We start from the raw sequence: 23,523 nt of genomic DNA on the forward strand, positions 1-23,523 counted from the left end.
ATTTGTGACAACAAAATATATGTGCGATGAGAAGACTAGAATTTGCCTCCCTTCAAGTTACAAATCTTGAAGTTTCGAAAGACTTTTACACGACCAAACTCGGGTTCGAGGAAGCAGGTATTCCCAACCCACAAGCCTGTGTTTTTAAGTACAAGCAGGGTGAGGCCAGTTTCGCCATCCGAACGCCCATTGGTAACTTGGAAGGAAAAGAATTGGGCATTGGTACCTCACTCTGGTTCGCTATCGATGAAGAAATAGAGGATTTGCAGGCTGAGTTAGTAGCCAAGCAGGTAACGCTAGTAGGACCGATTCAGGTAACACCTTTCGGGAAAATCCTTATTGCCAAAGATCCTGACGGATACAGCATCACCTTTTTAAAGGCCCACTAGCTCGATCATTCTTCACAAATGCTAGCCCCCAACCATGGCCCAAAAAATAGAATTCCATTTTAAAAAGCCCGAAGATAGTCCGGGTTATCTGCTGGGGCAACTGACCCTCTTGTGGCAGCGGAAACAAAAGCGGATCTTAGATCCCTTGGACTTGACGCATACGCAGTTCGCATTGCTTTGTGCAATAGCCTGGCTATCCAGAGAAAGTGATCAGGTGACGCAGATCGATATAGCCCATCAGAGCAATGCCGATCGGATGATGGTATCCAAAGTACTCAGAACCCTGGAAGAGAAGAAATTCATTACGCGTCAGGAGCACCCGACCGATACCCGGGCGAAGACCATCAAACTAACGCCGGATGGAGAAACAGTACTGCAAAAAGCCATCATTAGTGTGGAAACGGCTGATTTAGAATTTTTTCAGCAGTTGGGAATTGAGCTAACCACCTTTAATGCAACCATGGCGGCATTGATCGAACAGAACGCGAAAGACTTATAATGAGGCTTAAATAAAATACTGTTTTCATTACGGCTAACGGGTCAATACCCCAAATAGCTGCAATGAAAACAGTATGCTCAGTAATTCATGAAGTCTTTCTAACCCATTGATAACCTAATAAAATGCAGGGTACGACGCCTAGCATTAACAAAATCCAGAAGCCAATGGGATGTACCGTATTCAGCCAAAGCCATCCAATCATTAAGGACGTGATAGCCCCCACCCAAAGATTAGCCCTTCGCGTACCACCTAACCACGTAGTTACCATTCCACCAAGTATACAACTACAGTACAGACCCAAAAGCTTTATACTGATGAAAGGTACAGCTGTCGTAGGCACTGAAGCCTGCCCTAACCAGGCGTTAGCGGACGGCCCAAACGTACCCTGAATTCGGGCAAAAACGGAACTTAAACCTGCGATAGTAGCAAATCCAGCTAGAACAGGCACTGCCTTTTTGAGTCTCATCGCGTACATTAATCAAGGACAAATTGCAGTTGATCCTTCGTAAGAATGATTTGATCCGTCAACCGATGGTGAGCCTCAGCTTCGGAAGCGTTCTTGAAAGAAGAGGTGAAAGCCTGTAGATTCAATTCGTTTTCTGGTAGAAAAGAGGCGGCATTATTTCGGGCATTGCTTTGAAATTTCTTAGCGATGGGCTGCATAACCGCATTGTAATTCGAAAATGCTCGCAAGAGATCGTTGGGGGAATCGGCCAAGAAATGTGCCAACGCTTTTGCCCCGTAAATGGATAAGGAAGCTCCCATACCGGATAGAGCCGTAGGGCAGTAGCCCGCATCACCCAATAAGAGGACTCTTCCCTGAACGAGGTTAGGAGCGAGAACCATCCCCATTTTGTCGGCAAAGACCAATCCGCTTTCGAGTAATTCAGCCATCAAAGTCTGTACTTCTGTCGAGTAGTTTTGGAATGATTGCTGCAACAGCTGCTTGGCATTTTGCCGCAGGGTAGTAACCTCCTGGGTTTGATGAATATAGCATTGGATCGCCACTTCATCCCTACTGATGGGATAGATGGAAAGCATCTTGTGGACATCAATGAAGGATCTAAAGGAACCGACCTGATACGAATGGTTTTTAGCTAACCGGCCTCCCACGTAAAAGACGTTAAAATCTTCTAGCTGGCTGTCTTTAAAGCACTTTTCGCGGGTAGTAGATCGTAGGCCTTCAGCAATGATGAGAGCATCTGCTTCCAGGATTTCTGTAGTACTTAACGTAACCCTGACTTGATGGGCGTCTTGGTCTACGGAGTCAATGCAGGTACCCATCCGCATATTGACTTTGTCCTGTATGGCCTGATAAATTTCGTGGTGAAGGTCACCCCGGGTGAGGGTGATGGATGGCTCCATGCCTTCACTCATTTTTTGGTAACTAATACGCCGAATAAGGTTTCCCTGACCATCCACAAAGTCCATGAAGTCAGAGGGCGTTGCTGCTTGACGTAAGGGCCCGGCCAAGTGAAGCTCCTCCATAATTTTCACTCCGAAGTTCTTGAGGGAGAGCAGGTAGCCCGCATTCGTAAAGGCCTTGGCCCGTTCTAAAACGGTTATTTCGTGACCCTGTTTTTGAAGAAAAATGGCGGCGGTGAGTCCTGCTATGCCTCCGCCTGAAATAATAATTCGCTTTTTCATGACGCTACGTCTTTTGTTGATAGACTTGGCAAAAGTATTCGTAGGTTTACGAGTAAAATAGCGGTAAAACGATTAATAATAGTCCAAAATCATGCATGTCTCTAACGATAGCCAACAAATGCTTCAGCTGGCAGATAAATTGGGAGTATCGGCCTCTGATCAGCTAAGCGAATTAACCTCTCTGGAGTTTCAGGAAATGAGAGTGGTCGACTTTCTGCCCGAAATGATGATGATGATCCGGTCGCTAGTTTCCAGGGAAGGATTTACGTACGAACGTAAGCCCATTACCATCATCGAAAAGGGGCTGTTAATTTCCTTTCAGAATATGTTCAAGCATGGACAAGAAACGGTAGAAGATATTAGCACGCAGTTAGTTCAGGAAAAGCCGCACGTGCGAATAACTCCTTCACGTATAGCTAGTGAAGTTAGCTTTCCCAAACGATCGCATATCAAGCAGATTACGATATTGATCGAGATGAATTACTTAAAACAGTTTCTTGGAAAAGATCAGTCCAAGTTTAGCCAGCTCTTTGAAGCAGAGAATACCTTTTGGATTGAAGAATTCATGTCACCCGAGATTGCCGTACTGGTAGATGAGATCGTTACGGCAGCTCCCGAAGGAGCACTCCTGGATGCCTATTATCGCCTGAAATCGCTAAATCTGCTTTATTTTCTGTTTAAAAATCTGGCTTACCGGCAAGCAAGTCCTTATCGGTCGATGAGTACGGCGGAAGTGGAGGCCATTTACCGGGTGAGGAATGCGATGAGTGCCTCACTAGATCGGGCGTTGACCATCGTTGAATTGGTTAAATTGAGTGGAATGAATGAATTGAAATTGCGTAAGCTTTTCAAGCAAATATTCGGCAAAGGCTTGTATGACTATTTTCAGCATCTGCGGATGCAGGAGGCCGCCCGCCTTTTGAAGGAGGAGCGACTTTCAGTATCCGAAGCGGGCTACCGTCTTGGGTTTACGAACCTGAGCCATTTCGGCAGGCTCTTTGAAGAATGCATGGGGATGAAGCCTAAGAAATGGACGAGTAAAAACTAACGTTTGGGAGCTAATCAGGGATCGCATCCTTCCAGTAGGTAGACTTCATTCTAACTGCTATAGTTTCATGGTAGTAGTGTCGCCGCTGAATTGCTCCAAACGAGTGGGTACTTAACAAACAGTTATGATCAGCGTCATAAGATCATCAGAACTCATCCTGTAACCCTATTTCAGTGATCGTATGCTCATTCACTATTCAGATCATGCCCCCAGCGAACGGCTTCAAGATTTTGTCTTTACCTTCTGGAAGACCCAGAATACGAGCGGCACCCATAGCCAGTATACGATTTTTCCTGATGCAGGTATTGAATGGATTTGCTCTATTCTTCCTAACCAACCACCGCGGATAGACATTTTTGGCTTATCAACCCACGGACTGGAAATAACGATTCCTGATCAGGCAGTCTTGTTTGGCGTTCGTTTTAAACTGTTAGCCGTTGAGTATCTACTCAAAACCACACTACCAGCTAATTCCAGCCAAGAACTCGATCATCCAGAGAGGTTTGAATTGTCTGCTCAAACCTCTCTGGATGATTTTGTTGAAATTATGAGTGTACAGCTTCAGGAGCAACTCCATTCACTGAACATCGACCCTAGGAAACAGAAGCTGTTAGATTGGGTCTATCGCTCGAAGGGAGCCATATCGGTGCATCAGTTGGCCCTCGAAACGGGTTGGGCTGCTCGACAAATCAATCGGTACTTCACCGCAACGTTTGGACTACCGCTCAAGGAGTATTTAGAACAACTTGCCTTTTTTTCTTCCTTACCTCAAATTGGAGCAGGTGATTTCTACCCACAAGGGTATTACTATGATCAATCCCATTTTATCAGACAAACAAAAAAGCATACGGGTAATACGCCTAAGCAGCTCTACCAACAACGAAATGTCCGATTTGTCCAGTTGGGGGATGATTACAACGAATGATTTCGCCTGTAGAAGTAGTAACGATCGCAAAGGCAGATGTACTGGACGAACCACCTGTCTACTCAAATGAGGCAGGAATGACGCTAATTTCGATCATCAAATGGTCAAAATGAAAATAAAAACCGAAGGTGTTTCTTATTTGCTTTGGCTCACTCTCAAACGTCACCGCTTCGCCCTGAAGTTTTTCATAAATAGCTATTACGGCTTCGCGGTCAGGTTGATAAAAACCAATATGGAAATTTTCGGGGTAGTGTACGGTCTGCTCCTTATTCAGTTGTGCGGACCATAAGACTAAGGCAAATTCATCCGTATTGGTTAAAACAGCCATTCTATCTTTTCGATTGACAATGCATTTAAACCCTAACTGGTTTTCGAACAAGTGGATTGCTTGAGGAACGTCCGTAACGACGATATTAATGTGATTGAGTTTCATGGGATTTGTCTTTCATTGAGCTACAAAATTGGTGGTCAGCCACCCTCGTAAATTGGACAAATCGGACATTCTAACTTTTACTTGTATACGCCAGCTAATCGTCTGTGATTAGTAATTAAGTATCGGTGCCTCCGACATGAATCATTCGAAACGTTTCCTCAATTCGCTTTTCTTCCCTACCAAAGAAATAGATAGGTACGAATAACGCTCAAGAGACTGAAGCCGTTTCAAGATAAATGAATGATCTGTACTTGCGAAAGCCATAAGCTACACGAGGGTTTTGGATGGCTCGTTCCTGTAGCCCCAACCCCAAAATCCATCTTTTCTGTTGCTTGATTAACCTGCCGATTGCTCTTTAGTAACCAAGGGTTCTAATACTTCCCGATGAGCTTCTCCCCATCTCGCTGTCGATTCAATGACGGGGATCAAGGATTCACCTAAGGGCGTGAGCGTATACTCTACCCTTGAAGGTTTTTCATCAAACGTAGTTTTGATCAGGATTCCATGTTCTACTAACTGGCTTAACTGGCTATCCAACAATCGCCGGGACGCTTTGGCAATTTTGCGTTGCAATTCGCCTGGTCGCTGAATGCCTGAATGAATGCACCAAAGGAGTTTAATCTTCCATTTGCCGTTCAGTACTTCCATGAACAGGTGCAGACCGCATTCGATTTCAACGGGTAGTTTTCGTTCGTACATCCTAACAAAGATAAAAAAAATTGGTACGGCTGAATTTAGCCGTACTTGACTCGCCCTTACTTAAGGCGGTCCTTTGTCAAATGAACTACAAACTATTCGGAACCCAGACGGGTTTACCCGCGAGTGAACTCATTTTGGGTGGCTCGCAATTAGGGGATCGCAGTGGCTATGGTACCGCTCCTGAAGAGGCCCTACGCATTCTTTCGGTGTATGCCGATGCGGGTGGAAACTTCATTGATGTATCGGACCGGTATCAATTTGGTCAGGCAGAAGAGATCATTGGTGCATTCACCGAGTCTAATCGGCAGGATTTTATCTTTTGTACCAAATACACCCTAAGCAGTCAGCCTACGGCCTCGGTAGCCCATACCGGGAATCATCGTAAAGCCATGCGTCAGGCGATAGAGGGTAGCTTAAAGCGACTGAAAACCGATTACATTGATCTCTATATCCCACATTTTGATGATGGCATTACGCCGCTGGAAGAAATCGCTCGGGGGCTGGAAGACCTGGTGAAAGCGGGTAAAGTTTTATACACGGGAGTAGCTAATTTCCCCGCCTGGAAAGCGGCTTCTTTGGCCACTTCGATACCGCTAGCAGCAATTCAATTTGAATACAACCTTTTAGAACGAACCGCAGAGCGGGAGTTAACGCCCATGGCCGATTACTTTGGCTTAGGTAAGATGGCCTATTCCCCCTTAGCGGGAGGCGTACTAACCGGTAAGTACCGACAAGGTTCTACTGGACGGGTCACCCGATTAAACACCGATGGTTATCAGGAAGACGAACGTACCCAGGCTATTCTGGATGAATTAAAGCAAATGACTAGCGAAATGGATGCTACGTTGGGACAACTGGCACTGGCCTGGGTGCGAAGTAAAGGAGTCTTTCCCATCATTGGTGCCCGCAGTCGAGATCATCTGGAGACAAGTTTAAAGGGAATCCACATCAGTCTCAGTGAAAGTCAAGTGGCACGACTGGATGTCGTCAGTGCTCAGTCAAAGGGCTACCCCCACGACTTACTGGCTAAGGTTCAGACCAAATACTAAAAGATTGACGATGCTGTCAATCAGCAACCATTACGAAAGAATATTGGATGCGAGGCCGGAAGAAAGCTGCCTATGAAAGCCTACTTTACGGATAAAGCAGATCATCAAACATCCCGGTACCTGAGGCATCGGGATGTAAAAACTTCCGCTAAAATAAATAATCAGTCTTTGCACCCAGGGTACAAACACGTCACTTTGAAACCCGCTGAATCTATGGATGCCAGCCGGTATGTAACCTTCAGCCTTTAATACAATAAAAAGATGAGCCGGTGAAGCTGAGTATTTTTGAAAATACCTAAGAGAATCAGGGCGTAAGCGGTACGGTTTTGGAATAAATCAAATCGGACACATTCCGGGTTTTAATTCCGATCCGTGCAAACAAAAAGCCCGTTCGCTTCAGATTTGTTTTTTCGGCGTTTGATAAGGTCTTTAAGTTTAGGGTGATGGTATTACTGCCCGGTACCACGGTGGTAAACGCTTTTTCGTAGACCTTAGAAGTATTGTCCACGATGGCCGTTGGAGCGAGGTGGATCACCGCCTTTTCCATAGTAGCCGAAGCAACCACTTGTGTTAGATTGAACGTGGCCGTGAAGACCGAATCCTGATAATTACTTTTGAAATCACTCAGCCAGAAATAAGGCGTCACTTCGAAATTGATGTTCTTCTCTTCGCCTTTCAGGGAAAACCGCAAGGTGTCGGTATTGGGCACCCACGGACCCCGCCCCGGAGTCAGGTTGAGGTAGTAGTCTCCATCGAACGTGTTAATGGTATAACTGCCGTCCTCTTTGGAGAATACCTTCACAAAGCCCTGAATCCAACCTTCGCCCGTTTGGTGGAGCTGAAGCATGTTGGAGCCGGTCGCGTCAGAAGCGGTACTCATGAGCTGCATGGGTTGTCCTTTATAGAGAAACTGGCCCGAAACCTTGGAAGAAGGGTAGTCCCAGTTATCAATTTCCGTGCTACATCCTACCAGGAAAAGCACGGGTAGAAAAAGGATCAGACGGTAAAAAACGGATGGTATAGTCATGAGATCAATACTATTGTAAAGGGTTGTATACCAGTTTGGGGTTATTAGCTCGCCAGCTGGGCTGAATCGCCATGTAGTAGTTCATTAAGGGGAAATTGCGGGGATTGGGGGCCATCTTGTACGAGACCTGTTTGGTAAAAACCCATTTGCCATTATTCGCATCGCCCGCAGCCACTACTTTATAGGGAAACAGGGAGTACATCTGAGCCGTGGGATCATTGGGCGTACCGTTCCAGATGGTATGGGCTAATCGCCAACGTTTTAAGTCCCAGTACCGGTGATCTTCAAAAGCGAATTCAACCCGATATTCATTGACAATGTGGTTAAACGTAATTGTTGATTCGGTTACGGGCGTGATACCACCCCGGCGACGTGTAGCGTTCAAGTTTGTCACTGCTTTGGCTTTATCACCAAGCTCGAAAGCGGCCTCGGCGGCAATCAGATACGCTTCGGCAATACGGAATCTCGGCCACCACATTTCGCTAAAACCCGGATTAAGTCCTGCATTGGGTGTTTCGTCCAGGAATTTCCGAACCAGAAACCCGGTTTTGTTAACAAAATTGTCCGAATTAGCTACGGGACCATTGATGGAAGTAATGAGATTTCCTTCCGGATCCCGGCCACCAACGCTGGAAGTTCGGATCACGTATTCATTACCGGATTTGTTAAGTTGTCCAGCCTGTAGAATGACTGGCGTCTGTCGGTAAGGAGCATTAGGGTAGAGGACCGTTCCCCAGAGGCGAGCATCTTTTTTCGTGAAAGGATCTTCTACGGAATTATAGAATACATAACTCCCATCGTCATTTTTTGTCTTGATTTGTGGGGCACTGCCATCTTTGTTTTCAAAGGCTTCTACCAGATTCAAAACGACGCCGAGGGCATTTCCATCCGTAAAATCCCGGTGCGAGTAGGGCATGGTGAAATTCGTAAACTGAGTCACCACATTGGGTCGTAGTCGATCCATCGCCCAGATTACTTCTGTATTCCCCGACTTTACACTCGTCGCTTTATAAAAGGATTCGCCCAGGTTCGTAGGATCAATCTGCAAAACGTAAGGGCTTTGTTGAATGACCTGTTCGGCCGTTTCAAAGGCAATTTTATAATATTTACTAGCTTGGTCCGCGGGAATACCGGCTTCCCAATTCTGGGTTCTGATGCTAGGCGTGATTTTATTGCCATAGTTGGCAATGGAACCGGCATAGACCGCAGCCCGTGCTTTGAGCATCAGGGCAGCCCATTTATTGGCAACGCCTCCGTTGGTGGTTTTAGCGGAAGTTAGATTAGCCGCCGCCAGATCGCACTGGGCAATGACGTAGTCGTAAATGCCTGCTTCCGTGGATCGTGGCACCTGAAACCGAACCGGATCAATGCCCGATTCATAGGTATAGACCGTATCCCCCAGAATGGGCATGCCGCCAAAACAGCGAGCCATACAGAAATGATACCAGGCTCTTAAAAAGAGGCACTGAGCTTCCAGATTACTACGGTCTGCTTCCAGTAAGGCCGATCGGGCCGCATTCGAACGGATACCCGCCAGAAACTGATTCATGCGGCGAACCAAGCCATAATCATACGTTTGAAAAAAATCACGGGGGATGATCTTTTCGGCATCCGTGGTGGTCGCGGGTCCATAAGAAAGGTTCGCTTCGTCCAGCAAGTGATAATTACCGTGATTACTGTTGGTCTGTCCGTAATTAACAGAAGCGTAAAAATTAGCCAGAACCGACTGAGCCAGGGCTTTGTCCGTAAAGACACCCTGCTCGGGTAAAATATTCGTGGGTTCGGTATCCAGTTCAGTCGTGCATCCCGCCAGACTCAGCAGAAAAGCCATCGCCAGTAAACCAAGAGAGAGTTTCATAATCTTGCGTAAATAGAGGTATTACAGTTTCAGGGAAAAACCAGCATTGACTAACCGCGGGTTAGGGTAGGCGATGCCTGAATTGGCAGTCATCTCCGGATCTAAGCCACCAGGCATATTAGTTAAAGTCAGGATGTTCTGAGCAGATACGTAGATCCGTAAGCCCGAAAGTTTAGCTTTTTTGATCATCCGGTCAGGTAGCGTATAGCCAAACTCAATATTACGTAGCTTTATATACGTAACATTCGTTTGCCAGTTACTATTGGGCCAGTGGGTATTCATCCAGTTATTAACTCCCTTAGTTAGCAGGGGATATTTGCCGATATTAAATCCGCTGTTTTTGTCCCAGATGTCTTTGTACCAGGTGGAGTTATTGGCCAGATACTGCGAAACATTGGTGTTTCCATCGAAGTACCGCATCACCCATTGCTGTTCGTAAGTAAACTTCGAACCTCCGGCAAACTCGGCTCTAAAATCAAACCCTTTCCAACTGGCTCCAGCCTGGAAGGCAAAGTTTAACCAAGGCGTTCCGTTATTGAGGCGGTACGTAACGTTCTTCATATCCAGATCGGTGATGTAACCGTCGTTATTCGTATCCTGATAGATGTAATCACCGGGGCGAATGGTGGTATTCCCGTAGTGATCTTGATCGATGGGGTGATTGGCAATCTGTTCCCAGCTTTGAAACTGGCCATTGGCTACGAGTTGAAAGCTACCATCCCGGAAGCGGCCTTCCGTGTTCCATACGTCCCGATAGCGATCATAAGAATTGGCCCATCTGGGTTTGTAACGCGTCCCCGTAATCCAGCGGGAAAAGGTGAAATTGCCGCTTACAAAGTAGTTGAAGTCCCGCACATTGTCTTTCCAGCTTAGGTACATTTCAATACCTTTGGTATGATCACTGTTCAGGTTTTCAGCGGGTAAGCTAAAACCAATTTCGTTGGGTAACAGGACGTCATACCGGCTGGCTAATTCACCCGTCTGGTGGCGATCAAACCAGTCAAAACCCGCCGTGAGGCGATTGCCCAATAAGCCTACATCGATTCCAAAATCCAGTACATACACCCGGCCCCAGGTAATGTTATCGGTAGCCAGGCCCGTAATACGGCTGGAAACCACATCCCGGCCATCCAGAATGGCCGAGCCCTGATTGAAGTTATAACCCGTAATATAAGTTAGAGCACTCCCCAACTCTTTCCCTAGTACGCCGTAGGAACCTCGAATTTTTACTTCATCGATTTTCTGGTTCAGGAACGCATTGTTTTTCCAAAATCCCTCTTGCGAAATCCGGTACGCCAGCGATCCGGAAGGGAAAAAGCCAAAACGTTTGCCTTTTTTGTAGAAGTAAGAGCCATCATACCGACCCGATAACTCCATAATATACTTGTTATCAAAGTCGTAGTTGAATCTTCCCAAAACGCCCAGACGGCTCTGGGTAAAAGGAATACCATCTCCTACGTTGGTCGTAGATTTGGTCGTCAGGAATGGAATACCATTTGCTTCCTGGCTTCCCAGAATATATATACTTGGGTAATTAGCCGACTTCGTTTCCATCCCCGTAACCAAATGCACGTGGTGCTTGCCAAAGGTCTTCTCGTAGTCGAGTTGCACGTTACTGGTCATCTCCTCCGCGTTTTGTACGTAACGTTCCAAGTAGCGAGCATTGCCCTGATAGGCAATGGCGTATGCGTTGGTAGGCTCGTCGAAACGGTACAAAAGCGGAGATTTTTCCCGTAAATCGTTTCGAATATTTCGGTACCAGTAGCTAACCAGAGCCCGTGCTTTTAGTCCATCGAAAATGCTGTATTCGGCAGTACCGTTAATTTGCATGATGCGGATCTGAGACTCGTATTTACCCGACATTTCTTCATTGATCCAGCCATAACTAAATTGAGGATCAATTGCCGAGATTCCTGGGTAGCGAGGATCGTCATTAACGAAAGGTCGTTTGGTCGGCAAATTTCGGAAGGCTGCCTGGAGAGCAAAATCGTAATCATCGCCCGGAAGGCCTGGTTGCCGGTTTCGTTCCAGACGCCCGTTCATCTGTACCCCAATCTTAAGCTTTTTAGTAATGTTGAAGTTGACATTACTTTGAAAGTTGGTACGATCGAATCCGTGAAAATTTCGCAGCATACTCTTCTGCTCAATGCGGTTTAAACTGATGTAATAATCCGCGTTGTCACTACCGCCGGAGATGTTCAGACTTCCGTAAACCTGAGGCCTGGTTTGCCAGATGTAATTGTACCAGTCGAAGGATTGAAACCCTGGTTCAGTACCTCTGACCCATTGGTCATACTGCTCCCGATTGATCGTTCGAGCTGCATCGGGCACATTATTATAAGTCTCGTCCTGAATAATGGCTTTCATATACGTAGCCGCATCGGCGGGCTTATTGTAACCCGCCGGGATTTGAAGGCCATAATAACTTTGCAGCGTAATGACGGGCTTTTGATTGCGTTTACCCCGTTTGGTGGTCACGACCAGTACCCCATTCGCAGCCTGCATTCCGTAGATAGAAGCCGACGCATCTTTCAGGATGGAAATATTCTCAATATCGTTAAAGTCGAGTTGGGCAAAGCTGCCATAATCTTTCTGAATCCCATCGATAATAACCAGCGGAGTCCCGTAGTTACGGATTTCAATGGCGGGAGCACTGCCCGGACGACCTGAACTTTGACGAAAGGCAATACCCGGAATCTTACCCACCAAAGCTCCAGCGGCTGTAACGGTGCTCGCATGCGATAGCTCATCGGCATTTACCGTTGAAATGGCCCCCGAAAGCGTCTCCTTTTTGTTTTTAAGACCAAAGCCTACGACAACTACTTCGTCTAATACTTTATTGTCGTCACTCAACGTCAGGCTGATTGAACTTTGCTTACCTACGCGTACTTCCTGAGTTTTATAACCCAGATAACTGAAGAGCAATACATCATCTTCGCTGGTTACCAAGAGTTTAAAGGTTCCATCGCTCGTCGTAACGGTACCCCGCGTAGTACCCTTGATGAGGATATTAACCCCAACCACCGGATTACCTTTGTCGTCAGAAACGGTACCGGTGATGGGAATTTCAGCACCTAGACTGGTTTCTTTTTTTAAGGTTGAGGTAGGTGGGACGATCCGTTTTAGCAAAATTTGATTACCGGATGATTCATAGGTAACCTGAATCGGATTTAGAATCTCATTCAAGATGGTTTGAATGGGCTGATTCTGAGCTTCGTAACTGATTTTCTGTTTCGACTGAATAATCTCCCGACTGTAGATGAACTTGACGCCAACGAGTTTTTCAATTCGCTTAAGTACATCTTCAACGTTCTGATCTTTGACTACAATGGAAATGCGGCGGTTCAGATCTTGTTGAGCATAAACTTCCGTCTGTAGAAAAATCAGCAGACTTAGCAAACAGCCCACCAGCCGAAGGGCCATCCGCTGATAGCCTTTTGGGATGTGTAATAGTAGAAGCATTGTCGTTAGAGTTCTGGAGTTTGGTATAAAAATGAGCAATAGAAATCCTGTTCTCCGCGTGAAGCAGAAAAGAAAAAGAGTAATAGCGTAGATGGATAGACTAAAAAATTCTGCTGACTAAGAGACGATTAAGGGCTACAGCTGTGGCCAGTTACATAAATGGTATCCCCCTGCTTTTCATAGGAAGCTTCAACGGCCGAACAGATCAGTCTAATTTTTTCGGCGAAGGGAACGCCATTCAAATCGCCGGTGAAGGTACAGCCCCGTAAATTCGCTTGGTCAAATTCGATTTTGGTGTGATACGTGTGCTGAAGTCGGCTGAGAACCTCGGTAACTGGGGTGAATTCAAAGTTTTGGTTGTCGTTTAGAACGGAGCCAGCATTAGAGCGATGGTGGTTGGTAGCGAAGGTCTGCTTAGTTAACTGATTCGTTTGAATATCGAGTTCGACCTGCTCGTTTTTCGCCAGAACCAAGTACCGCTCGGGGTCTTTCATGGAGTTGACGGTAACCTTACCCGTTTTTACTTTTACGAAAGCAATGTTCTGATCCTGAATAGCCTGAACCTGAAAACTGGTACCTACGACCCGGGTGGTAAGAACGGGCGTATAGACCCAGAATGGACGGGTCTCGTCCTTGACTACCTCAAAGAAACCTTCCCCGATTAAATAAACTTCCCGCTGCTGAGCCTGGAGGTTAACCCATAACTGTCCCCCCTGAGCCAGTAAAACCGAAGAGCCATCGGTAAGCGTGATGAGTTGATCCGACGTGCCCGAATTAACAATCTTTTCCCAACTGTCTTTCGTAGCTGAAGCCTTCTTTTCCGCCAGCGTTGAATTAGAAATGTTGGGTGAATTCTTGATGAAATCTTTCAGAAAAAAACCAATGACTATTAAAGCCGCCAAACCAGCCAGCGGAGCTAGCCATCGGAGTGCCGGTCGGTAGACGGGAACTTTGCCCGTAGAAAGCTCCCGCAATTTGGCCTCCTGTAAGGATTGTTTTATCTGCTCAATCTCTTCTGGATACTGAGCTTCGGCTAAAGGCTGAGGGTCGCCACTTAAAACCAGGCAAAGGGCAGCGGCCTGTTCATACAACTCCCGCTTGTGCGGATTCTGCCGGAGCCATTCCTGCCAATAAGTGTGGTCTTGGGGCTTGCGGCCCAGGATCCACTCCCGGAAAGCGTCATTGGCTAAAAAATCTTCTACTGTATCAAAAGAGGTCATGGATAGTCCGGCTTCATGGGCATTATCTATTGCTTATATGCAACACCTCCGTCGGACATACTCTGTTTAATACTAAAATTTTAAAAATAAATACAAAAAGATGAGCAAGTGCTGTGGCTGGCAGTGATTCCGCATCTTAGACATGGCTCGGGTTAGAAAATTGGAAACCGATTGCCGATTCACTTGCATGACTTCCGCAATTTCTCCAATGCTCATATCCTGATAGTAGTGCAGGTAGATGGCTTCCCGTTCGCGGGGAGAAAGCTGACTCATTAACTGTTTCAATTGATGAACGCGGCTTAAGAAGGCTTCATCCTCGATTAGGATGGATTCTCCACTGATGTTTTCCAGAGGTCCCATGTCCCAGTCAAGGTCATGATTTACCATTCGCTTGGCAGAGCGAATGTGAAGGAAAATGTGGTTACGTAGTCCTTTGAGCAGGTAATGCTTAACGGAAATGGTTTCGTTGATCTGCGTTCTGTTTTGCCACAGTTGTAGAAAGAGGTCCTGTATGCAGTCTTTGACAACGAAATCGCTAACGGAAAACTTCTGACCGTAATGCTTTAATGTGGAATAATACCTTTCGGCAATATTGCCTAATGCCGCTTCATCGCCAGCAAGATACTCTTGCCATAAATCAGAATCAGTGCAGGTCGTACGCATCGCAGAAGTGACATTATGAATCATACACAAGAATAGAGCAATGTAAAGTACATGCGTACCCAGTTGAGCGAGTTAACTTTCCTTTAGGATAGGTCTCGCTAGGGAGCGTAAACGCTAAACGGTTCTGATCGCTGTGTTGGGTATACAATCTATGCTCTGATGAGTATTGCAAATTAATTCATATAATCAATTTTTATCAATGAATTATTCAATTAATGTCTTTGCGACATTTTGTAACGGGAGTTTACACTAAAAAAGGATTATACGTTTAAGAGTGGAAGCTTTGCGAGCATCCCTAAGGCTTAAACCAATACATGAAGCTTTCTCTGTTGACTTAATTGAGCGAGACTACGAAATAGTATACCTTAGTGATGGACACTATTTTTCTCGTCATCTATACTGGGCAAGGGTTCTTTAGTAGTCGAAGTGAGCACTTGTTTTCAGAAAGAGGTTCGTTGTACTCGCTGGGTATACAGATGAGTACTAGAGCTGGGCGGGCAAATAGACATTAAATAGAGCCCCTTTTCCTATCTGACTTTCTGCCGTAATCAAGCCGCCGTGGTTATGGGCTACTTTTTGACAGATGGATAGACCAATACCCGAACCCTTGAATTCGGCTTTGCCGTGGAGTCTTTGGAATACTCCAAAAATGCGTTCAGCATATTTTTCTTCAAAACCAACGCCATTGTCCTGTATGCTAAGTTGGTAATACCGCTTGGCTTTTACCTGTAATGGATTAGGTAATTGGCTTGCCGGTACAATTTGAGCGTCAATGACAATGCGTGGGGTTTGTTTTTGACCCGTTTGATCTTTGCTACTAAACTTCAGGGCGTTGGATACCAGGTTTTGCCAAAGCTGTTCAAGCTGCAGGGCATCGCCCATTACTTTCGGTAGGGGGGCAATCTGTAATTGAGCCTGCGTCTCTTCCAGCGAAACGAATAAGTTTTCTTGGACCCGTTCAAGGATTTTATTCAGGTCTACATCCTTTAACTTGGGGGTGGCGTTAGAAATTTGAGAAAAAGCCAGCAGATCACTTACTAACTCACTCATTCGGGAGGCGGACTGGCGGATACGATCCAGATAGGTTTCGTTCAGGACCTGATCCCGATTGTAATATTTGACGAGTAAGTCACAAAACTGCCGAATCTTGCGAAGGGGTTCCTGCAAGTCGTGACTGGCTATGAAAGCAAACTGTTCTAAACTTTCATTCGAGCGACTCAGATGTTCATTCGTTAGCACGAGTTCTTCGTTGCTGGCTTGTAAGTTTTCATTAGAAGTGGCTAGCTGCCGGGTACGATCTTCTACTTTGCTTTCAAGCACTTGCTGCATTTTCCGCTCAGCGGTTACATCCCGAACGAAACCACGCAGATACGTCGCCCGGTCCTGCTCATTGAATTGAGTAGTACCTAAGGCATAGAGTATGTAGGTTTGCTTCGTTTGCGGGTTGACAATTTCAAACTCTACTTCTAGTCGCCGCTTGCCCTGTTTAGATAAAGCTTTTCGAAAAGCTTCTTCCAATACCCTTGCGTTTAAAGCCATGGTATTGATCTGTTCGAACGTTAAAGGAGAGGAAAAGCCAATCCAGCGACTCACACTCGGTGAAAAAGAAAGGAGCTGATCTTCTACGTGAATCGTCCAGGTACCCAGCTCCGCCAGATCCACGGCATTTTGCAGGGATTGGCTCGACTGCTCAATTCGCTTCTGGAGCTTTACTTGATCCGTTACATCAATGGAAAAGCAGAGTACGCCGTAACTCTGGCCATCTTCGTTGGCTAAGGGAGCATAGCAAACATTAAAAAACTTATGACGGGTTTGGCCTTTTTCGACGATCCAGGCGGGTAACGCTTTTTGCTCAAAAACGTGCTGCTCGGTATATACTTCTTCGAGTAATGCCAGAAAAGGCTGTCCCTCAATTTCTGGCATCACTTCAATCAAAGGCTTATTCAAGATGTGAGGTCCTTTTCCGGCAATTTCGATGAAAGCTTGGTTGACGGTGGACAGCTTAAATTCAGGTCCAACCAAGCGGGCAATGGATACAGGAGCCGATTGGATGACGTGTTCAAGTTGAGCCCTTTGGTTTTCTAACTCCCTTCTCATGTAGACTTGCCCGGTCACATCAGTAGCAAGCACTAAAAGCTGCGTATACCGCTGGCTGTCCTCATTCCATTGAGGCTGATAGGTAAGGTCAACGTAATGAGAGGATCGTTTTTCTGGAGACTTCAGCGGTATTTCCACTTCATTAACCCGAAGAACTTCCCCTGAAGAAAGCACCTGTCGTAAGCTTTTCTCAAGATCTACTCTTTTCGTTTCCGGAATGGTTCTCATAAAAGAACTACCCAGAAGCTTTTCTACCGTACTGCCGCTCAAGGTCGCATAACACGTATTTACCCGAAGGTAAGTAAAGTCATTTTCATCCAGTAGAGCCAGACCCACTACGGAATCATCCGATAGCTCAAATAGGGGTTGTAATGAATTGAAATGATTGGATGGGGCGGGCGGGGTTACTGCTTGAGCAACGCCCCGAAGTACCAAACTTCCGGCTTCCCGCTCCGATGCCCCCCACCAGCGAATCCACTGATTGGAATCGCCGTTCCGTTGAAACGTGAAGTCTATCGGTATTTCTTCGTATAAAGCCTGTTCAATCAACTGACTAACCTGATGTTGAGAACTGGGATGGAGGCTATCCAAAAACGTTTGGTAGTCAGCATTAGCCGAGACACCCAATAACTGTTGAGCATAAGCATCCGCATGCAACGTTTTTGTCATTGAATCTAGCTGCCACGTCCCTAATCTGGCGGCTTTCAAAGCTAAAAGTATCGATGGAGGTAGATTCGAAGAAGACATCAATAGAGCAAGACTACTTAAGCATTAACTAAACCCATTTGAAATGAAAAAGTTATCGATTTTCTACTGAAATAGTATGATAGGAGCAGGAGAAATCGTTTTCTGTTAAAAAAAAGTTCTTGAATCTAGCGATCCTTGAGTGAAGACAAGAGATGCCCTATCTCGGTTGATCAGGCCCTAGGGCGTACGAATTGACAAGGGTTAAGAGTTCTCTGTTACACAGCTGAAAGAATACGTGGATAAATGTCTAAAGAGGACAGGCAGGGATATATTCAAGGGATATGCGGTCCCGGCGAGAGCTTTGATGAGCCACCCCTGTTTGACCGCCTCCCGTAGCTAAGCAGTGCCATCGCCACTACAACCTCTATGGAGGGCCAATTGCGTAAAGAGTGGCATTCAATGGATACGAAAGTTTACGAACGATCGCTAAAATCCATTTGCCCTCATGGGTGGGATTGATTCTAAACGGCTGTAAAATAGCTTCTGCCAGTAGTCCTTTCTTTCTCCCTCTTGTCAAAGAACTGCTTATTTTTTCACGATTTGATAGTGACTTTGTCCCATCACTATCAAATCTTACCCCATGAAGTACATACTACTTCTGTTTTGCTTAGGATACGCTACGTTAGCGAATGCCCAGCTCAGACCCGCTAATAAAATTGTTGAGAAAAATCGGGTCAAAACCGAGGCTTATGATATGGTTTGGTATATGCTTCGCGATACGGCTAAATTCGAAATAGGTAAGGTTTCTTCTAGATTAATCGATAGTAAATATAAAATTACGTTGATTACGACCGTGGCAATGAAGGAACTAACGGCATTTGGGTGGACTCCTCAACGTGTCAAAAAGCAACCTTCAGCCCTATTCGTCATACTTCCTATAATGCTCAAAGAGATATCATACTCAATTTTGGTCCAATCGTAACCGGGGTTTATACGGACAAACGTCAGGGCAAAAAGACCGTTATTTCGGATACTACCCAAACGACTTATTTCGATAGCAATTTCTACCCTACCCTGATCCGGTGGCTTCCTTTAAAAGAAGGGTTTACTCAGAAACTAGCGATTTATGATTATAATCCTTCTGCTAAAATAGGAGTCATTACTGCTTCGATTACTGGGGTCAGTAGTGATCAGCATACCACCCAGAAAAATGGCTTAAAAGAAGTGTGGGTTGTCACGGTTACGGATGAAATAAGCAACGGCACCTCTACCTACTTCATTGACAAAACAGATAGGAAACTCTGGAAACAAACGATGGAGGCAGGGAAAGGACGAGCCATGATGATGATGACAGTTGAGTAAAATGTAATAGCTTAACCTCTTTACTTCTCATCGTTTCTAGAGGTAAGCAGATCAATTCACCGTAGAGTCAGTATATAAATAAGGGTCATCAGCAGAAATTACCAATGTTTCAACCCAAGGCTTGGCGACCGGGCTGCTATTCCAGTACTTTTTTTGGATGGTAGGCGGATTCATTTAGGTAAAGAGTAGAGGGACTCGAGGTGCTATAGAAGTGAGAATACTAGTCTATGCTAATCAAAGATGCTTGCAAACCCTAGAGGGATCTCCGCTTTTATAGAAAGGGTAGAGCTCCCATCTTTGGAGTGGCCCAACCTTTTAAAGAAGGTATAGCTTACGTGAAGCATCCGCTTGATTGGTTTACTAAGCGATGATGTTGAACCATCAATTGCACAAGTATACGTTTCAACCGCATGAACAAGCCTGGTCGAGATAAAGAACTTTCTGGTTTTATAGAGGTGAGGGGTGCTTCTGAGCATAATCTTAAAGCGGTAAACGTACGAATACCCCGCGATGCCCTGGTTGTATTTACGGGGATTTCCGGGTCTGGAAAATCTTCACTGGCCTTTGGAACCCTGTATGCCGAAGCTCAGCGGAGGTATTTGGATTCGGTATCGCCCTACGCTCGGCGACTCTTCAATCAAATGCAGGTACCCAAGGTGGACCAGATTGATGGGTTACCCCCGGCCGTCGCTTTACAGCAACAACGCGGAACGGTCAGTACTCGCTCCTCGGTGGGCAGTATAACGACAATTGCCAACCTCTTACGGATGCTCTATTCCCGGGCTGGGGACTATCCAGAGGGACAGTCGATCATTTACGCGGAAGGATTTTCTCCTAACACACCCGAAGGAGCCTGTCCGCATTGCCATGGCTTAGGAAGAGTCTATGAAGTAACGGAGCGTTCGATGGTACCCGATGCATCCCTTACGATTCGGGAGCGGGCCATTGCGGCTTGGCCCCCGGCTTGGCAGGGTCAGAATCAACGTGATATTCTAACTACGCTAGGTTACGACGTTGATGTTCCCTGGAAAGATTTACCCCAACAGACCCGGGATTGGATACTTTTTACCGAGGAGCAACCCGTAGTACCCGTGTATGCCAATCGTAGCCGGGAGGCAGTCCAGGAGGCCATTCGGAAAAAGCTCACGCCTGATTACATGGGTACGTTTACCAGTGCACAGCGTTACGTCATGCAGACCTTCGCCACTACGCAAAGCCCCTTGATGAAAAAGCGGGTGGCTCAATACATGCTCAGTAGTGAATGTAAGGTCTGCCAGGGCAAACGGCTTAAAAGGGAATCGTTAAGTGTAACCTTTGCTGGGTTGGATATTGCTGAGATGGGTCGCATTTCCTTAGAACAAATGGCTAATCTGTTCTCGGCGTTCCTTAAGGAAAAAAAGCCGCCCGAGTCAGACGTCCTATCCCCTGAAAAGCTAATAGTTGCGGATCGAATTGCCGAAGATCTGCTCGCCCGTCTTCGGGTGATTTTGGACTTAGGACTGGGGTATTTAACTCTTGAACGCACGACCCCTACGCTATCGCCGGGCGAATTGCAAAGGTTACGTCTGGCTACCCAAGTGTATTCCAATTTATTTGGCGTCGTATACGTACTCGACGAACCTTCGGCGGGCCTTCATCCGGCCGACACCGAAGCCTTACTCCGAACCTTGGATCAACTGAAAGCAGCCGGAAATTCATTATTTGTCGTCGAGCATGAGCCTGAAGTGATTCAACACGCCGACTGGATTGTTGACGTAGGGCCCGCAGCGGGAGAGTCGGGTGGGCAAGTGCTCTATAGCGGACCACCAGCGGGGCTAAAAGACGTAGCTGCTTCTGTTACTAGAAACTATATTTTTGATGTCTTCAAGCTACCCCGTTACAATCGTCAGCCCGCCGGTTGGCTGAAATTAGCGGACGTCACCAGAAATAATCTGGATCATCTGGCCGTAGACTTTCCCTTAGGGGTGTTTACCTGCGTTACGGGTGTGTCTGGTTCTGGAAAAAGTAGCCTAGTCAGCCAGGTACTAGTGGACCTGGTCGCCACTGCTTTGGGCACCTCTTTAGCTGTGGCTACGGACGTTGAAGATGAAAATCCTTTAGAGCAACATACGGTTGAGACCTTAGGAGGTACGATTACGGAGGGAATGTCATTCCTCAAGCGGTTAATTGTTGTGGATCAGAAACCGATTGGGAGAACGCCCCGATCAAATCTGGCTACGTATACGGGGCTTTTTGACGCGATTCGTAAATTGTTTGCGGCTACTAAAATGGCTAAAGCCAGAAAATATGACGCGGGCCGGTTTTCCTTTAACGTCGCAAAAGGCCGGTGTCCGCACTGTCAGGGCGAGGGTTCAGTGATGGTTGAGTTACTATTCCTGCCCAGCGTTTATGCTCCCTGTCCTACCTGCCAGGGGAAAAGGTACAATCCGGAAACGCTAGAAGTCAAATACAATGCCAAAGATATTGCTGACGTCTTAGCGATGACGGTCGATGAGGCCTTCACTTTTTTTAAGGATAATTCCTCCATCGCTCATGGACTTGGGATCATTCGGGAAGTAGGCCTAGGGTACCTGCGTCTGGGGCAACCCGCTACGGAGCTTTCCGGAGGCGAGGCCCAACGCATTAAACTGGCCACGGAGTTACAAAGACCTCAGCAGGGGAGTACGCTTTATATTCTGGATGAACCGACCACGGGACTACACCCGGCGGATATTGAAAAACTCATGATCCAATTGCATGGGTTAGTACAGGCTGGTAACACGGTCCTGGTCATTGAGCATGATATGAGTGTAGCAGCCGCTAGTGACTGGGTGATTGACATGGGGCCAGGAGCGGGTCATCAGGGCGGAAAGGTAGTGGCTCAAGGTGTACCTGAACGGGTGGCACAAAACGCTCACAGTCGCACGGCTCCCTATTTAGACCGTTATCTGTGATACACGAGCTAAAAGATGGTTACTACTACCCTAATGATGATGGGTAGTAGTAACCATTCAAACATTGATTTTCTTTTCCCAAAGTTTTCGATGCTAGCCAGTACCATTTAGTGAATGGGGGGCTTGGGTTTCGAGGCCGTCGTTTCCCGGATGAAAACCAATCCATCAAAATCCTCTCCCGCTCGAATGGCGAGAGGTTTGGGCTCCTGTCCATTCGACTAGGTTAAAACTATAGAGAAACATTGGAATCTATGACGCCCGCCCAATGTAGAAAGGTTTATTGCGTTAAGCGGGCTTTTCCATATCCTAAGACTAATCTCAGGGATACAGAATTTTTCGTACGCGGTCCATCGCCACCCGGTTATTGAAATTATCCATGTTTTGCAGGATGATGATGGTTTTTTTCGAATCGACGTGCCGATCGATGTAGTGAATATAGCCCGCCCAACTACCCGAATGACTAACGAGCTTTCCATAGGTCGGATCTTGTTTTAGCATCCATCCAAAGCCATAATCTGTCGTCTGACCATTTAACAACGTAACGCCGCTGAATACTTCTTCTTTTTCCCGATCATTAATCAATCGATCCGAGTACAGGGATTGGTCCCAGAGTAGTAAGTCCCGAACGCTGGAATTCACCGTACGATCTCCCGTAATTCCATCCAGAAAATACGTGAAGAACGTTTTGCCGTACGCATCCGGTTGCACTTTATGACCGGTACTATCAATCAGGTGACCTAGAGCATAGTTTTCAACCTTCTGGGGTTTATACCGGCTTTGGTATACCAGAGATCGCTTCATGCCCAGGGGTTTAAAAATAGACAGGGCCAGAAAATCAGCGTAGGATTGATGCGATACCCGTTCAATGATGGTTCCCAGTAAAGCGTAATTGGTATTGCTGTAGTTGAATCGCTCGTTGGGCTGAAAAAGAACGGGCGGACGAACCTGGCCAAAGGCATTGATCAGATCGAGATTAGTGGCAAACTTGCTTTTGTCCCAGTGTTCAATAAAATAATCTGTATAGTCGGGCAGGCCACTGGTATGATGCAGGAGGTGCCGAATAGTAATCTTGTCATAACCAGCCAGTTCGGGCAGGTGTTTTGCGATCGGGTCATCGTAGTGGAGCTTGCCCTGTTTTTGGAGGAGGACAATGCCCATGGCCGTAAACGCTTTGGATAAAGAGGCTAGTTCAAAAACGGATTCGGCATTCAACGGCCGACCCGATTGCTCATCCGCTTTGCCGTAGGATTTTTCAAAAATTGGAACGCCGTTCTCGGCAACCAGAACATTGCCATTAAACGATCCCTGACGATACAATTCGGTAAACAGACTGTCCAGTTGAGCGGGTTTCGTTTGGCCAAGGCTTGGCAGACTCAGGCACATGAGCGTACTCATCAGCAGTAGCAGCTTTTGCATAAGGTAAGGATTTAGAAGGTTTAAGTGCTTGGTAGTAGCAAGGATACAAAGAAAAGGACGTAATAACTAAAAATTTAGTTATTACGTCCTTTTAATTTTTCTCCGGATC

The 23,523-nt window shown here is 46.3% G+C and carries 17 protein-coding genes; 7 read left to right on the plus strand and 10 right to left on the minus strand.

Annotated elements, in window-relative coordinates:
• The first annotated feature begins 26 nt into the window (after positions 1–26).
• Both C5O19_RS20735 and C5O19_RS20740 read left to right on the plus strand, forming a co-directional pair.
• A complete protein-coding gene (locus C5O19_RS20735) occupies positions 27–389 on the plus strand; it encodes a VOC family protein (protein WP_104715295.1) in 363 nt (120 codons plus the stop codon).
• Positions 390–423: 34 nt separating this feature from the next.
• Positions 424–888, plus strand: coding sequence for a MarR family winged helix-turn-helix transcriptional regulator (locus C5O19_RS20740; protein WP_104715296.1), 465 nt, complete (start codon positions 424–426; stop codon positions 886–888).
• Positions 889–1,362: 474 nt separating this feature from the next.
• On the opposite strand, the gene C5O19_RS20750 is transcribed toward C5O19_RS20740, so the two are convergent.
• Positions 1,363–2,535: an FAD-dependent monooxygenase gene (locus tag C5O19_RS20750; protein ID WP_104715298.1), complete on the minus strand. Its 1,173-nt coding sequence runs from the start codon at positions 2,533–2,535 to the stop codon at positions 1,363–1,365.
• Between the two features lie 118 nt (positions 2,536–2,653).
• Here C5O19_RS20750 and C5O19_RS20755 point away from each other — a divergent pair, with 118 nt between their 5' ends.
• Together C5O19_RS20755 and C5O19_RS20760 are read left to right on the plus strand one after the other, a co-directional pair.
• Positions 2,654–3,583 carry a helix-turn-helix domain-containing protein gene (locus C5O19_RS20755; protein WP_165796082.1) on the plus strand — a complete coding sequence of 310 codons (930 nt, stop codon included), beginning with the start codon at positions 2,654–2,656 and terminating at the stop codon, positions 3,581–3,583.
• A gap of 181 nt (positions 3,584–3,764) precedes the next feature.
• Positions 3,765–4,508 carry a helix-turn-helix domain-containing protein gene (locus C5O19_RS20760; RefSeq protein ID WP_104715300.1) on the plus strand — a complete coding sequence of 248 codons (744 nt, stop codon included), beginning with the start codon at positions 3,765–3,767 and terminating at the stop codon, positions 4,506–4,508.
• 58 nt (positions 4,509–4,566) lie between these two features.
• On the opposite strand, the gene C5O19_RS20765 is transcribed toward C5O19_RS20760, so the two are convergent.
• Together C5O19_RS20765 and C5O19_RS20770 are read right to left on the minus strand one after the other, a co-directional pair.
• Entirely contained in the window at positions 4,567–4,941 is a 375-nt protein-coding gene (locus C5O19_RS20765) for a VOC family protein (RefSeq protein ID WP_104715301.1), read from the minus strand.
• Positions 4,942–5,277: 336 nt separating this feature from the next.
• Positions 5,278–5,640, minus strand: a complete 363-nt coding sequence (locus C5O19_RS20770) for a winged helix-turn-helix transcriptional regulator (RefSeq protein ID WP_104715302.1) — start codon at positions 5,638–5,640, stop codon at positions 5,278–5,280.
• A gap of 80 nt (positions 5,641–5,720) precedes the next feature.
• Between C5O19_RS20770 and C5O19_RS20775 the strand changes: the two genes are divergently transcribed.
• Complete coding sequence (locus C5O19_RS20775) at positions 5,721–6,689, plus strand: aldo/keto reductase (protein ID WP_104715465.1); 969 nt, start codon at positions 5,721–5,723, stop codon at positions 6,687–6,689.
• A 304-nt stretch (positions 6,690–6,993) separates the two neighbouring features.
• Here C5O19_RS20775 and C5O19_RS20780 read toward each other — a convergent pair whose 3' ends face one another.
• The 6 genes from C5O19_RS20780 to C5O19_RS20805 form a co-directional block, all read right to left on the minus strand.
• Positions 6,994–7,716 (minus strand): DUF3823 domain-containing protein, encoded by a 723-nt coding sequence (locus C5O19_RS20780; protein ID WP_104715303.1) that lies wholly within the window; start codon positions 7,714–7,716, stop codon positions 6,994–6,996.
• Positions 7,717–7,726: 10 nt separating this feature from the next.
• Positions 7,727–9,574 carry a RagB/SusD family nutrient uptake outer membrane protein gene (locus C5O19_RS20785; RefSeq protein ID WP_207766482.1) on the minus strand — a complete coding sequence of 616 codons (1,848 nt, stop codon included), beginning with the start codon at positions 9,572–9,574 and terminating at the stop codon, positions 7,727–7,729.
• Positions 9,575–9,595: 21 nt separating this feature from the next.
• Entirely contained in the window at positions 9,596–13,036 is a 3,441-nt protein-coding gene (locus tag C5O19_RS20790; protein ID WP_104715305.1) for a SusC/RagA family TonB-linked outer membrane protein, read from the minus strand.
• A gap of 128 nt (positions 13,037–13,164) precedes the next feature.
• Positions 13,165–14,256, minus strand: coding sequence for a FecR family protein (locus C5O19_RS20795; protein WP_104715306.1), 1,092 nt, complete (start codon positions 14,254–14,256; stop codon positions 13,165–13,167).
• 72 nt (positions 14,257–14,328) lie between these two features.
• Positions 14,329–14,919: an RNA polymerase sigma factor gene (locus tag C5O19_RS20800; RefSeq protein ID WP_104715307.1), complete on the minus strand. Its 591-nt coding sequence runs from the start codon at positions 14,917–14,919 to the stop codon at positions 14,329–14,331.
• A gap of 483 nt (positions 14,920–15,402) precedes the next feature.
• Entirely contained in the window at positions 15,403–17,685 is a 2,283-nt protein-coding gene (locus C5O19_RS20805) for an ATP-binding protein (RefSeq protein ID WP_165796083.1), read from the minus strand.
• A gap of 900 nt (positions 17,686–18,585) precedes the next feature.
• On the opposite strand from C5O19_RS20805, the gene C5O19_RS20810 reads away from it, so the two are divergent.
• Positions 18,586–19,065 (plus strand): DUF3108 domain-containing protein, encoded by a 480-nt coding sequence (locus tag C5O19_RS20810; RefSeq protein WP_104715309.1) that lies wholly within the window; start codon positions 18,586–18,588, stop codon positions 19,063–19,065.
• A 410-nt stretch (positions 19,066–19,475) separates the two neighbouring features.
• Positions 19,476–21,998, plus strand: coding sequence for an excinuclease ABC subunit UvrA (uvrA, locus tag C5O19_RS20815; protein ID WP_104715310.1), 2,523 nt, complete (start codon positions 19,476–19,478; stop codon positions 21,996–21,998).
• A 318-nt stretch (positions 21,999–22,316) separates the two neighbouring features.
• Here uvrA and C5O19_RS20820 read toward each other — a convergent pair whose 3' ends face one another.
• Complete coding sequence (locus tag C5O19_RS20820) at positions 22,317–23,414, minus strand: serine hydrolase domain-containing protein (RefSeq protein WP_207766484.1); 1,098 nt, start codon at positions 23,412–23,414, stop codon at positions 22,317–22,319.
• Between the last annotated feature and the right edge of the window lie 109 nt (positions 23,415–23,523).

It is taken from the genome of Siphonobacter curvatus (assembly GCF_002943425.1).
Classification (GTDB): domain Bacteria; phylum Bacteroidota; class Bacteroidia; order Cytophagales; family Spirosomataceae; genus Siphonobacter; species Siphonobacter curvatus.

Bases quoted from the DNA above. Each gene is read 5' to 3' on its own strand.
- C5O19_RS20820 (WP_207766484.1), bottom strand. From the start codon at position 23,414: ATGCAAAAGCTGCTACTGCTGATGAGTACGCTCATGTGCCTGAGTCTG.
- C5O19_RS20750 (WP_104715298.1), bottom strand. From the start codon at position 2,535: ATGAAAAAGCGAATTATTATTTCAGGCGGAGGCATAGCAGGACTCACC.
- C5O19_RS20800 (WP_104715307.1), bottom strand. From the start codon at position 14,919: ATGCGTACGACCTGCACTGATTCTGATTTATGGCAAGAGTATCTTGCT.
- C5O19_RS20795 (WP_104715306.1), bottom strand. From the start codon at position 14,256: ATGACCTCTTTTGATACAGTAGAAGATTTTTTAGCCAATGACGCTTTC.
- C5O19_RS20755 (WP_165796082.1), top strand. From the start codon at position 2,654: ATGCTTCAGCTGGCAGATAAATTGGGAGTATCGGCCTCTGATCAGCTA.
- C5O19_RS20765 (WP_104715301.1), bottom strand. From the start codon at position 4,941: ATGAAACTCAATCACATTAATATCGTCGTTACGGACGTTCCTCAAGCA.
- C5O19_RS20760 (WP_104715300.1), top strand. From the start codon at position 3,765: ATGCTCATTCACTATTCAGATCATGCCCCCAGCGAACGGCTTCAAGAT.
- C5O19_RS20805 (WP_165796083.1), bottom strand. From the start codon at position 17,685: ATGACAAAAACGTTGCATGCGGATGCTTATGCTCAACAGTTATTGGGT.
- C5O19_RS20770 (WP_104715302.1), bottom strand. From the start codon at position 5,640: ATGTACGAACGAAAACTACCCGTTGAAATCGAATGCGGTCTGCACCTG.
- C5O19_RS20790 (WP_104715305.1), bottom strand. From the start codon at position 13,036: ATGCTTCTACTATTACACATCCCAAAAGGCTATCAGCGGATGGCCCTT.
- C5O19_RS20785 (WP_207766482.1), bottom strand. From the start codon at position 9,574: ATGAAACTCTCTCTTGGTTTACTGGCGATGGCTTTTCTGCTGAGTCTG.
- C5O19_RS20735 (WP_104715295.1), top strand. From the start codon at position 27: ATGAGAAGACTAGAATTTGCCTCCCTTCAAGTTACAAATCTTGAAGTT.
- C5O19_RS20780 (WP_104715303.1), bottom strand. From the start codon at position 7,716: ATGACTATACCATCCGTTTTTTACCGTCTGATCCTTTTTCTACCCGTG.
- uvrA (WP_104715310.1), top strand. From the start codon at position 19,476: ATGAACAAGCCTGGTCGAGATAAAGAACTTTCTGGTTTTATAGAGGTG.
- C5O19_RS20740 (WP_104715296.1), top strand. From the start codon at position 424: ATGGCCCAAAAAATAGAATTCCATTTTAAAAAGCCCGAAGATAGTCCG.
- C5O19_RS20775 (WP_104715465.1), top strand. From the start codon at position 5,721: ATGAACTACAAACTATTCGGAACCCAGACGGGTTTACCCGCGAGTGAA.